Source organism: Pseudomonas shahriarae, from assembly GCF_014268455.2.
Classification (GTDB): domain Bacteria; phylum Pseudomonadota; class Gammaproteobacteria; order Pseudomonadales; family Pseudomonadaceae; genus Aquipseudomonas; species Aquipseudomonas shahriarae.
Map to the genome: position 1 here is coordinate 543718 of NZ_CP077085.1, position 12622 is coordinate 556339.

Below are 12622 nucleotides of genomic sequence, written 5' to 3' on the forward strand. Positions count from 1 at the left end.
CCGGCCCCCCGACTCTGCCGTCAAGCTGTAACGGCAAGGCCTGACTCTACTGTTAATCGCTGCCACGACCTGTCAGCACACCGAATCCTCTGATCGAGATACACAAGTGATCGAAAATCTACGTAACATCGCCATCATTGCCCACGTTGACCATGGTAAAACCACCCTGGTAGACAAACTCCTGCGTCAATCCGGCACCCTGGAGCGCAACGAGCTCAACGACGAGCGCGTGATGGACTCCAACGACCAGGAAAAAGAGCGCGGTATTACCATCCTGGCAAAAAACACCGCTATCAACTGGAACGGCTACCACATCAACATCGTGGACACCCCGGGCCACGCCGACTTCGGCGGCGAAGTAGAACGCGTAATGTCGATGGTTGACTCCGTTCTGCTGCTGGTTGATGCCCAAGACGGCCCTATGCCGCAAACCCGTTTCGTGACCAAGAAGGCTTTCGAAGCCGGCCTGCGTCCGATCGTGTGCATCAACAAGGTTGACCGTCCAGGCGCGCGTCCGGACTGGGTTCTGGACCAGATCTTCGACCTGTTCGACAACCTGGGTGCTACCGAAGAGCAACTTGATTTCCAAGTGATCTACGCCTCTGCCCTGAACGGTATTGCCGGTCTGGAACACACCGCCATGGCGGAAGACATGACCCCGCTGTACCAGGCGATCGTTGACCACGTGCCACCTCCGAAGGTTGACCGTGACGGTCCGTTCCAGATGCAAATCTCGGCACTGGACTACAACAGCTTCCTGGGTGTTATCGGCGTTGGCCGTATCGCTCGTGGTAGCGTCAAGCCGAACACCCCGGTTGTGGCTATCGGCGCCGACGGCAAGAAGCGTAACGGTCGTATCCTGAAGCTGATGGGTCACCACGGTCTGCACCGTATCGACGTTGAAGAAGCTTTCGCCGGCGACATCGTGTGCGTAAGCGGTATGGACTCGCTGTTCATCTCCGACACCCTGTGCCAGCCGGACACTGTCGAGGCGATGAAGCCTCTGACCGTTGACGAGCCAACCGTTTCCATGACCTTCCAGGTAAACGACTCGCCTTTCTGCGGTAAAGAAGGCAAGTTCGTGACTTCCCGTAACATCAAGGAACGTCTGGACAAAGAGCTGCTGTACAACGTTGCACTGCGCGTTGAAGAAGGCGACTCGGCTGACAAGTTCAAGGTTTCCGGCCGTGGTGAGCTGCACCTCTCGGTACTGATCGAAACCATGCGTCGCGAAGGCTTCGAAATGGGCGTTGGTCGTCCTGAAGTGATCATCCGTACCGTTGACGGCGTGAAGCAGGAACCGTTCGAAAACGTCACCATCGACACCCCTGAAGAATCCCAGGGCAAGGTCATGGAAGAGATGGGCCTGCGTAAGGGCGACCTGACCAACATGGTGCCGGATGGCAAAGGCCGTGTGCGTCTGGAATACAACATCCCTGCTCGTGGTCTGATCGGTTTCCGTAACCAGTTCCTGACCCTGACCAACGGTGCTGGCATCCTGACCTCGATCTTCGATCGCTACGACACCATGAAGTCCGGCGACATGTCCGGCCGTCAGAACGGTGTTCTGGTATCGGTAGAAACCGGCAAGGCGCTGACCTACTCCCTGGAAACCCTCCAGGCGCGTGGCAAGCTGTTCGTTGAACACGGTCAAGAGATCTACAACGGCCAGATCGTTGGTCTGAACAGCCGTGACAACGACATGGGCGTCAACCCAACCAAAGGCAAGAAGCTCGACAACATGCGTGCTTCGGGTAAAGACGAAACCATCGCCCTGGTTCCACCTGTTCGCTTCACCCTGGAACAGGCTCTGGAATTCATCCAGGACGACGAGCTGTGCGAAGTAACGCCGAAGTCCATCCGTCTTCGTAAGAAGATCCTGGACGAAGGCGAGCGTACCCGCGCTGCCAAAAAGGCCAAGAACTGATACTTAGTTCCAGCTGAAAAAAAACGCCCCCGGTCGAAAGGCCGGGGGCGTTTTTTTATGCCTGCAGATTGTGTGGTGTCTGGCCTGTGATCGTTCCCACGCTCCGCGTGGGAATGCAGCCCTGAACGCTCTGCGTTTGCCCTTGGCAGCGGGGCGCAGAGCGCCCCAGGAGGCATTCCCACGCGGAGCGTGGGAACGATCATCGGTTAGAACTTGTCGAGCGTACGCAACTTGGTCTCGCGCACCACTTCCTTGGGCTTGTACGCGCAATACCCCGGCCGTGGCCCGATTTTCGGGTGATTGCGGCAGGTATCCGGGCGTTTGTCATAAATAGTGCAGAAGCGCGTCTTACGATCCAGGTACAGGCAATCGTTGTTGCTCATGCGCTGCAGAGTAAAGATCTCGGACTTGGAGTTGAACCGCTCGACGATGCCTTCCTTCTGCAAGCGCTTGGCGATGTTCTTCGGCGGGTCGCCACGCTCGAACTCGTCGACGATACCAATGCGGATCAAATCCTTGATCTTCACCTCAACCGGCAGGGTGCAGCAGTTGGATGTGCAGCCGCCGCACATGTGGCTGGAGTATTTCTGCCACGTTTCGAGACGGTCGAGTTCCGCGGCGGCGATCAGTTGAGGCTTCATCAGGTTTCCAAGAGGGGCTTTGTCCGGGCGCGCGATGATACCGGGATTGGTGATTTTTTGAACAATATTTTGCGGGTTTCGGCTCAAAGGCCGGTCCGACGCACAAACGGGCACGGCCCCTGCATCTAAAACCGGTATGCGTGAATGAGTGAAAAAACTGCCGAACCGTCAGCCATGCCATGGGTCAGACCGTCTAGGCTCTAGGATTTCCCTTCTTCTATCTCGCCCGAGGTCGCACCGATGTCTCAGGAACCGCTTGCACGAGAAGCAGAGGTAGCCGCGTTTCGCGATGCTGTCTTGACCAAACTCACTTATGCGGTGGGCAAGGACCCCGATCACGCCTTCGACCACGACTGGTTCGAAGCCATTGCCCTGGCGGCGCGCGACCATATGGTCGAGCACTGGATGGACCACACCCGGCGTATCTACCGCAGCGGGCAGAAGCGGGTGTATTACCTGTCCCTGGAGTTCCTGATCGGCCGTCTGCTGTTTGACAGCCTGAGCAACCTCGGCCTGTGGGAGGTGGCGCGCGAAGCTGTCGGCGAGTTGGGTGTGGACCTGGAGCGCATTCGCCTGCTGGAGCCCGATGCGGCCCTGGGCAACGGTGGCCTGGGGCGCCTGGCCGCGTGCTTTATGGAAAGCATGTCGACCCTGGGCATTGCCGGCCATGGTTATGGCATTCGCTACGAGCACGGGCTGTTTCGCCAGGCGATTGTCGATGGCTGGCAGCAGGAACAGACCGAGCGCTGGCTGGATTTCGGCAACCCCTGGGAGTTCGAGCGCGCCGAGGTGATCTACCCGATCGGTTTTGGCGGCAGTGTCGAGACCGTGCTGGATGCGTCCGGCAAGTCGATCCAGGTCTGGTCGCCCAATGAAACCGTGCGCGCGGTGGCCTACGACACCCCGGTGGTCGGCTGGCGCGGTGCCAGTGTGAACACCTTGCGCCTGTGGCGCGCGCGGGCCGTGGAAGACCTGCACCTGGAGCGTTTCAATGCCGGCGACCATTTGGGCGCCGTCGCCGAAGTGGCCCGTGCCGAAAGCATCTCCAGGGTGCTTTACCCAGCCGACAGCACCGAAGCGGGGCAGGAACTGCGCCTGCGCCAGGAATACTTCTTCGTCTCGGCCTCCCTGCAAGACCTGCTGCGGCGCCACAAAAACATGCACGGGTCGGTCCTGAGCCTGGGCGAGCACGCGGCCATCCAGCTCAACGACACCCACCCGTCCATCGCCGTGGCCGAGTTGATGCGCCAGTTGGTCGACTTGCACGATATTGCCTGGGAGGCGGCCTGGCAGGTCACGGTGGAGACGCTGTCCTACACCAACCACACCCTGCTCCCCGAAGCCCTGGAGACCTGGCCGGTGGGCCTGATGGAACGCATGCTGCCCCGGCACATGCAGATCATCTACCTGATCAACGCCCAGCACATTGATTCGCTGCGGGCCAAGGGCATCCACGATTTCGATGTGCTGCGCGCCGTTTCGCTGATCGAAGAGGACAACGGCCGGCGTGTGCGCATGGGCAACCTGGCGTTCCTCGGCTCCCATAGCGTCAACGGCGTGTCCGGGTTGCACACGCAGTTGATGCGCAGCACGGTGTTCTCCGAACTGCACAAGCTCTACCCCGAGCGTATCAACAACAAGACCAACGGCATTACCTTCCGCCGCTGGCTGTTCCAGGCCAACCCCAAGCTCACCGCGATGCTGGTGGAAGCCCTGGGCCCGGATATTCTCGACAATATGGAACAGCGCCTGGTGGAGCTGGAAACCTTTGCCGAGAAACAGGCATTTCGCAAAGCCTTTGCCGAGCAACGCCTGCACAGCAAGCGCGTGCTGGCCGATATCATCCATGAACGCCTGGGGATCGCGGTCAACCCGGCGGCGATGTTCGACGTGCAGGTCAAACGCATCCACGAGTACAAGCGCCAGTTGCTGAACCTGTTGCACACCGTCGCCCTGTACCAGGCGATTCGTGCCGAGCCCGAGGTGGATTGGGTGCCGCGGGTGAAGATCTTCGCCGGCAAGGCGGCGGCCAGCTATCACCAGGCCAAGCTGATCATCAAGTTGACCAACGACATCGCCCGTACGGTGAACAACGACCCGACCGTGCGTGGTTTGCTCAAGGTCGTGTTCCTGCCTAACTACAACGTCAGCCTCGCGGAAAACATCATCCCGGCCGCTGACCTGTCGGAGCAGATCTCCACCGCCGGCTTCGAGGCCTCGGGCACCAGCAATATGAAGTTCGGCCTCAATGGCGCATTGACCATCGGCACCATGGACGGCGCCAATGTGGAGATGCACGAGCGCATCGGCGGCGAGCATATGTTTATCTTCGGCCTGAGTGCCGAACAGGTGGAAGCGCGTAAACAGGCCGGTGAGTTCAGCGCCGCTCCCGAAATCGCCGCCTCCCATCGCCTGAACGATGTGCTGCAGGCGATTCGTGGCGGGGTGTTCTCGCCGGATGATCCAGGGCGCTATGTGGGGCTGATTGATTCGTTGATCGACTACGACCGCTTCCTGGTGTGCGCCGATTTTGATTCCTACTGGGACGCCCAGGCGCGGGTCGAAGCCCATTGGCATGACTCCAAGGAATGGTGGCGTTCGGCGGTGCTCAACACCGCGCGTACGGGGTGGTTCTCGTCGGACCGCACCATCCGGGAATATGCGACCGAGATCTGGAAAGCCCTGGACTAAACGCCACAGGAGCAAAATGGGGGAGCGGGCTTGCCCGCGATAGCGGTACGTCAGTTAGCAAATAGGTGACTGATGCACCGCTATCGCGAGCAAGCCCGCTCCCACATGGGTTATGCGTCTATATACTGGGTCTCGGTTTGCTTAGGGATTTGGACCATGCAATGGATGTTCATGCTGATTGGCCTGGTGCTCGGCTGGGCGCTGGATGAATCGTTCAGTGATGCAGGCTTCGGTGCACTGCTGGGTTTGGGGATTGGCCAGGCCATTCGCCTGTCGCACCTCGGCAGTGCCCTGAAGGCGCTGGAGCAACGCCTCGCGCTGCTGGAAAAGCCGCCTCAGGTCGAACCGTCCATGGCCGAACCCGCGCCCGCCCCGGAGCTGGTCTGGGAGTTGCCCGCCGAACTGCAATCCACCCCGGCTCCCGAACCGAGCCCGCCGCTGCCGGACGATCTGTGGAAACCGGCCGCCGTTGCCCGCGAAGCTGAACCCGAAATCCCCCGTAGCCCCACCCTGATCGAACGTGCCATCGGCGCCGCTCGCAACTGGCTGCTGGGCGGCAATACCGTGCTGCGGGTCGGCGTGGTGCTGTTGTTCCTCGGCCTGGCATTTTTGCTGCGTTATGCCACCGAAGGCATGGTGGTGCCCATCGAACTGCGCTACGCCGGTGTCGCTGCCTGTGCCCTGGGCTTGCTGGGCCTGGGGTGGTGGCTGCGCCTGCGCCGGGGCAGTTATGCGCTGATCCTGCAAGGCGCGGGCATCGCCGTGTTGTACCTGACGGTGTTCGCCGCCATGCGCCTGCACCCATTGCTCGATCCGAGCGCGGCACTGGGCCTGTTGGTGGCGGTGACGGTGTTTTCGGCGATCCTGGCGATTACCCAGGACGCCATCGGCCTGGCCTGCGCCGCCGCGCTCGGCGGGTTTGCCGCGCCAATCCTCGCGTCCACCGGCGAGGGCAACCATGTGGCGTTGTTCAGCTACTTCGCCCTGCTCAACGCCGGGATCCTCGCCATCGCCTGGTTCAAGGCCTGGCGCTTGCTCAATGTGATTGGCTTTGCCGGCACCTTCGGTATCGGGTTTGCCTGGGGTATTCGCTCTTACACACCGGAACTGCTGTGGAGTACCGAGCCGTTCCTGATTCTGTTTTTCCTGATGTACCTGGCCATCGGCTTGCTGTTTGCGCGACGCAAACTCCTGGAAACGGCCGACGCCCCGGCCGATGACAGCCGTGCCGCGCTGCTGCGCTGGTCGGCGGCCAAGGGCGATTATGTGGATGGCGGCCTGCTGTTCGGCCCGCCGCTTGTGGCATTTGGCTTGCAGTTCACCCTGGTGCAGCACCTGGCCTTCGCCCCGGCCTTCAGTGCGTTGGCATTGGGCATCATCTATATGGTCCTGGCGCGGGTGCTTAGCGGTGGGCGCACCGTGTTGCTGGCAGAAACCTGCCTGGCCCTGGGTGTGATCTTCGCCAGCCTGGCGATCCCGCTGGGCCTGGACGCGCGCTGGACCGCGGCGGCCTGGGCGGTGGAAGGCGCCGGCATCCTTTGGCTCGGTCTGCGTCAGCAACGCTCGTTGGCGCGGGCGTTTGGCCTGCTGTTGCAGTTGGGCTCGGCGCTGGCGTTTCTCAGCGAACTGGACGTGGGCGAACACACGCTGCTGGACGGCGCGGCGCTGGGCGCCTTGTTGCTCGGCGTGGCGTTGCTGTTCAGCTTCCAGCAACTGCGCACGGCCGCGCTGGAGCAGACCTCGAAGTGGGAGCGCCAGGGCTTGCCGGTCCTGGCCGGCCTTGGCCTGGGTTTTGTGTACCTGCTGGCGCCGTTGCTGGTGGCCGAGCAGGGCACCGCGATCAGTTGGGCGCTGGCGGGACTGGTGACGGTGTTTGTCGGCGTGTCTATCGCTTCGCGCACCTTCCTGTTCTGCGCGCTCGGCGTGCAGGTGCTGGCGGGGGCTTTGGTTACGCTGACATCCTGGGGTGGCGAAGAACTGCCGGCGTTCCGGCATATCGGTTTCTGGGCGCCGATGCTGGTCGGGTTGGCCGCATTTGTCGGCGCCTGGCGCTTGCGGGGCAGTGATCGACGACTCAAGTTGCCCCATCTTTCCAACGGCCTGCTGGCCTGGGGCGCGGCGTGGTGGGTATTGGCGCTGAACCACGAAGTGCTGCGCTTCACCCCGCCAGAGCTGCAAGCCACCTTCCTGTTGGCGGCGGCAGCGGCCAGTGCAGCGCTGTGGATGTTGTTGGCGTTGCGCTTGCGCTGGGCTGCGCTGGGCACCCTCTGCCTGTTGCTGATGCCGGCGGTGGCGCTGGTGGTATTGGTGTCGCTGCATCGCTATTACCACCCGGCGGCCGAATGGGGCTGGCTGGCCTGGCTTGCGGTGTTCGCCGTGCATTTCATCGCGCTGCGTTATTTGGCCGACCTGGCGGCGGCAAAAGCCTTGAGCGTCGCCCACGTGCTGGGCTGCTGGATGCTGATCGGCATGCTGGCCCTGGAATTGCGCTACGGCCTGTTGGTGCTTTCGGTGCAATACAACGCCTGGCGCTGGCTGGGCTGGGCGATTTTCCCAAGCCTGTACCTGATAGCCATTGCTGCGCCGCGCCAGTGGCCGTGGCCGCTATCGGCTTATCCACGCGAATATCGCCTGCTGGCCGCGCTGCCGTTGGCCGCGCTGATGCTGGTGTGGTTCTGGTTGGCGAATATGTTCAGCGACGGCACGGCCAGGCCATTGCCGTATGTGCCGTTGCTCAACCCCTTGGATCTTGGCCTGCTGTTTGCGCTGCTGGGCGTGTACCTGTGGGCGCGCAGCGCGGCGCCGCAACTGGGCGGCCGCACCCCGTGGATTGCCCAGGGCGTTGCCGGGGTCTCGCTGTTTGCCTTCTTCACCGCACTGGTGATGCGCGCGGCGCACCATTGGGGCGGCGTGCCGTTTGATCTGGATGCGTTGCTTGACTCGATGCTGGTGCAGGCCGGGCTGTCGATTGTCTGGACCCTGATTGCCCTGGGCCTGATGATCGGCGGGCACCTGCGCAATCGCCGGGAAGTGTGGCTGGTCGGCGCGGTGCTGATCGGCGTGGTGGTCGCCAAGTTGTTCCTCGTCGAGCTGAGCAACCGTGGCGGGCTGGAGCGGATCGTGTCGTTTATCGGCGTGGGCGGGCTGTTGCTGGTGGTGGGTTATTTCGCTCCGCTGCCGCCCAAACGCAGCGAACCTGAGATTCAAACCCAAGGAGCGTCCTCTTGATCGGCAAACTGAGCATTGCACTGGTGGGCCTGTGCGCCGCGTTATCGGCGTCGGCCGCAGAAGGCCCCGCAGACTTCACCGCCAAAGTGCCGCTGACGGTCAGCGGCGAAGGCCCCTGGTATCGCCTGGAGTTGCCGCTGGCGGTGCAATTGAGCGCCCGTCAGGCCGATCTCAGTGACCTGCGGGTGTTCAACGCGGCGGGCGAGCCCCAGGCATATGCATTAGTGCGGCAGTCGCCCGCAAGCGCAAACAACCTGGCCCGGCTGAAGGGCTTCCCGCTGTATGCCGCCGACAACGCCAGCGACAGTGTGCCCAGCGTGCGCGTGCAATCCAGCGCCACGGGAACCCTGGTGCAGGTGCAGCCGTCCAGCGAGGCGCCGGCCGGCGCGCAGGTGCGACGCGGCTGGCTGCTGGATGCCAGTGCAATCAAGGCGCCGTTGCAAAAGCTGATCCTCGATTGGGCTGCCGAGCATGATGGCTTCCAGCGTTTCAGTATCGAAGCCAGTGACGATTTGCAGCACTGGCGCTCCTGGGGCGGCGGGCAGGTGGCGCGCCTGGCATTTGCCGATGAACGGGTGGAGCAGCGTGAAGTCGCCTTGCCAGGGCAGCCGGCGCGCTACCTGCGCCTGCTATGGCAAGGCCAGGCCGCGCCCGAGTTGACCTCCATTGAAGTGCAGAGCACCAGCAGCCTGCCGTTGTCGCTGGTGTGGTCCGAGCCATTGGCCGGCAGCACCCTGGAGCCTGGGCAGTACAGCTGGCAGTTGCCTGGCGTGTTAAGTGTCGAGCGGGTGCGCGTTGAGTTGCGCCAGCCCAACAGCCTGGCGCCGGTGGGTCTGCAAGGGCGGCAGGACAGCAAGCAGGCATGGCAGCCATTGAGCCGTGGTTTGCTCTATCGGTTGACGCAGGGCGGGCAAGAAGTCACCCAGGATCAATTGCAGTTGCCGGGTTACCCGGTGCGGCAACTCAAGCTGGACGTAGACGAGCGGGGCGGTGGCCTGGGCGCGCAGGCGCCGGCGTTGAGTTTTGCTGTGCGGGCCACGCAAGTGGTGTTCCTGGCGCGGGGCGAACAGCCGTTTACCCTGGCGCTGGGCAACCCGTCGGCCAAGGCTGCGAACCTGCCGTTGACGACCCTGATTCCCGACTACCAACCCCAGCGCCTTGCGGCTCTGGGCCAGGCTCGGGTCGATGGCGAATGGCACGCCAACCCGCCAGCCGCGCCAAATGTCGCAGGTATCAACTGGCAGACAATCGGCCTGTGGGCCGTATTGCTGCTGGGCGTAGCGGCACTTGGGGCGATGGCCTACAACCTGTTGCGCAAGCCGCCTACCAGGCCCTGAGCCGGGGCCTACATGAACTCTGTCAGGGTTATCTCGTCTGATAGGAGGAAATGCGCCCCGACTCGCGCTAAACTGCGCGGGTTTTTAGCCCCCCATTCTCCGGAGCCGTCCATGTCCCGCGTTACCCTGAGTCGCTATTTGATTGAGCAGACCCGCAGCAACAACACCCCTGCCGATCTGCGCTTCCTGATCGAAGTGGTGGCGCGTGCTTGCAAGGAAATCAGCCACGCCGTGTCCAAAGGCGCGCTGGGCGGCGTCCTGGGCAGCATGGGCACTGAAAACGTGCAAGGCGAAGTGCAGAAGAAACTCGACGTGATTTCCAACGAAATCCTGCTCGAAGCCAACGAATGGGGCGGTCACCTGGCCGGCATGGCGTCCGAAGAAATGGACAATGCCTACCAGATCCCGGGCAAATACCCTAAAGGCGCGTACCTGTTGGTATTCGACCCGCTGGACGGCTCGTCGAACATCGACATCAACGCGCCAGTCGGCACCATCTTCTCGGTACTGCGTTGCCCTAACGAATACCTGAGCCAGAACGAAGCGCTGAACGAAAACGCCTTCCTGCAGCCAGGCACCGAGCAGGTTGCTGCCGGCTATGCGATCTACGGCCCACAGACCATGCTGGTGCTGACCCTGGGTGATGGCGTCAAGGGCTTTACCCTGGACCGTGAAATGGGCAGCTTTGTGCTGACTCACGAAGACATCTCCATTCCTGCCTCGACCCAGGAATTCGCGATCAACATGTCCAACCAGCGCCACTGGGAAGAACCGGTCAAGCGCTACGTCAACGAGTTGATGGAAGGCGAAGAAGGCCCGCTGAAGAAAAACTTCAACATGCGCTGGGTGGCCGCGATGGTTGCCGACGTACACCGCATCCTGACCCGTGGCGGTCTGTTCATGTACCCACGCGACAGCCGCGAGCCGTCCAAGCCGGGCAAACTGCGCCTGATGTACGAAGCCAACCCGATGTCGTTCCTGGTTGAGCAGGCGGGCGGTGCGTCGACTGACGGCCACCAGCGCATCCTCGACATCCAGCCTGAAGGCCTGCACCAGCGTGTGGCGGTGTTCCTGGGGTCCAAGGAAGAAGTGGCGCGTGTGACGGGTTACCACAAGGCCTAAGGCCTTCTGTAGGAGCAGGCTTGCTCGCGAAGTATTCCCGGCGCAGCGCTGCGTTGGCTGGATGTTTTTCGCGAGCCAGTTCGCCTTTACAATGAATCATGCGCCAGACCAAGGCCCCGAAACGTTTCAGCGATTCGGGGCTTTTTTTGTTTTTGCCTTGCGGGAACCAGACCCCCCTTTTCCCTTCTAAGCTTCTGGCAGACCCCCACTGCTGCGTGTCCCTCCAGGAGCTCTACCATGTCGTTACGCCGTCTCGCCCTCTTGTGCTTTTGCGTGCTGTTGGCCGCTTGCAGCAAGGTCACCCAGGAAAATTACCAGAAGCTCTCGGCTGGCATGGCCAAGGCCGAGGTGGAGTCGCTGTTGGGTAAGCCCACCGATTGTTCTGGCGCACTGGGCATGTCCAGTTGCACCTGGGGCGACAAAAACAGCTTTATCAGCGTGCAGTACGCCGGTGACAAAGTTCTGATGTTTTCCGGGCAAGGCCTGAAGTAAACCGGGGCGCAAGCCTGCGGGAGAAGAAGAATGATGCGTTTTGTTTTATACCTTTGCGCCAGCCTGTTTTTGGCAGGCTGCGCCAGCCATTCTGGCGATGATCTGCAACCCAAGACTGTCGGCAGCGTCAACCTCAAGCGTTACCAGGGCACCTGGTACGAACTGGCCCGCCTGCCCATGTACTTCCAGCGCAACTGCGCGCAATCCGAGGCCCGTTACTCCCTGCTGCCCGATGGCGACATGTCAGTGTTCAATCGCTGCCTGACCACCGAGTGGAAGTGGGAAGAAGCCAAGGGCACGGCCACGCCGCAGGTCCCGGGCAAGACCGACAAGTTGTGGGTCGAATTCAATAACTGGTTCACCGCGTTGCTACCGGGCGTGGCCAAGGGCGATTACTGGGTGTTGTACGTCAGCGATGACTACAAGACCGCCATCGTCGGCAGCCCGAGCCGGCGCTATATGTGGCTGTTGTCACGCACGCCGACCGTCAGTGCCGACACCCGCGAAGACTTGCTGAGCAGGGCGCGCCAGCAGGGTTACGACACCACACGTTTGATCTGGCGTACGTCGGACAAGCAGATGGCCAAGACCTCGCAGTAATGCGAAACAAAGGGCGGGTTTTTTAATAAACCCGCCCTTTTTTTGCCCTCAGGTTCTGGCCGTGGCGGGGTGCAGGTGTGCAATGGATCGATCAACCGTGGTCTTGGCGATCTCCAGTAAATGCCACACCGCCAACACCTTTGCCCGTTCGGGGCTTTGCAGCATCTCTCCACAATCGAGCGCCGTCGCTGACGCACTGTCCAGCAGGCTGGCGGTGTAGAGCAGGGCGTCTTCGAAGCTCAAATCGTCGCGGGCACTGTGAGCATCTTGGGTCGGCAGGTAGTGGTCGATGGCGCGGTTGAAGGCGGCGCGGTCTTTGGCGGGGTCGCTGGGTGGGTCGGGGACAATTTTATGCATGGTGAAGCTCCTTGTGAGAATCGGAGCCGGTCCGTCGCGACTAAACGAAGGGTGGCGGCTGTACGCAGGTTAGTCGACCGGCCACAAGGAATCCGGCGCACCCGAGGGTGCCCTGCGCACAGCCGCCATAAAACTTCATGTGACCATGCGCCTTGTGATGTGCCGGGCGACTAAACCCGATCACTGATGAGCAGTGACGGACCGCAGGCTAGCCATCGAATCCAACA

At 61.8% G+C, this 12622-nt stretch carries 9 protein-coding genes; 7 read left to right on the forward strand and 2 right to left on the reverse strand.

Annotation, left to right across the window (positions count from 1 at the left end; all coding sequences use genetic code 11):
• Positions 1 to 106 precede the first annotated feature (106 nt).
• Complete coding sequence (typA, locus tag HU773_RS02445) at positions 107 to 1927, forward strand: translational GTPase TypA (protein ID WP_024072901.1); 1821 nt, start codon at positions 107 to 109, stop codon at positions 1925 to 1927.
• Positions 1928 to 2133: 206 nt separating this feature from the next.
• Here typA and HU773_RS02450 read toward each other — a convergent pair whose 3' ends face one another.
• A complete protein-coding gene (locus tag HU773_RS02450) occupies positions 2134 to 2568 on the reverse strand; it encodes a YkgJ family cysteine cluster protein (protein WP_032862271.1) in 435 nt (144 codons plus the stop codon).
• Positions 2569 to 2808: 240 nt separating this feature from the next.
• On the opposite strand from HU773_RS02450, the gene HU773_RS02455 reads away from it, so the two are divergent.
• The 6 genes from HU773_RS02455 (at position 2809) to HU773_RS02480 (ending at position 12038) form a co-directional block, all read left to right on the forward strand.
• A complete protein-coding gene (locus HU773_RS02455) occupies positions 2809 to 5259 on the forward strand; it encodes a glycogen/starch/alpha-glucan phosphorylase (RefSeq protein WP_115127180.1) in 2451 nt (816 codons plus the stop codon).
• A 156-nt stretch (positions 5260 to 5415) separates the two neighbouring features.
• Positions 5416 to 8487, forward strand: coding sequence for a DUF2339 domain-containing protein (locus tag HU773_RS02460; protein WP_186625115.1), 3072 nt, complete (start codon positions 5416 to 5418; stop codon positions 8485 to 8487).
• Positions 8487 to 9824: a DUF3999 domain-containing protein gene (locus HU773_RS02465; protein ID WP_128593036.1), complete on the forward strand. Its 1338-nt coding sequence runs from the start codon at positions 8487 to 8489 to the stop codon at positions 9822 to 9824. The genes HU773_RS02460 and HU773_RS02465 overlap by 1 nt, the downstream gene beginning before the upstream one ends.
• A gap of 111 nt (positions 9825 to 9935) precedes the next feature.
• Positions 9936 to 10946, forward strand: coding sequence for a class 1 fructose-bisphosphatase (locus tag HU773_RS02470; protein WP_186625116.1), 1011 nt, complete (start codon positions 9936 to 9938; stop codon positions 10944 to 10946).
• A gap of 237 nt (positions 10947 to 11183) precedes the next feature.
• Positions 11184 to 11438 (forward strand): lipoprotein, encoded by a 255-nt coding sequence (locus HU773_RS02475; protein WP_038445326.1) that lies wholly within the window; start codon positions 11184 to 11186, stop codon positions 11436 to 11438.
• 30 nt (positions 11439 to 11468) lie between these two features.
• Positions 11469 to 12038 (forward strand): lipocalin family protein, encoded by a 570-nt coding sequence (locus HU773_RS02480; RefSeq protein ID WP_032862264.1) that lies wholly within the window; start codon positions 11469 to 11471, stop codon positions 12036 to 12038.
• 48 nt (positions 12039 to 12086) lie between these two features.
• Here HU773_RS02480 and HU773_RS02485 read toward each other — a convergent pair whose 3' ends face one another.
• Positions 12087 to 12395, reverse strand: coding sequence for a DUF6124 family protein (locus HU773_RS02485; RefSeq protein WP_057958046.1), 309 nt, complete (start codon positions 12393 to 12395; stop codon positions 12087 to 12089).
• Positions 12396 to 12622: the final 227 nt, after the last annotated feature.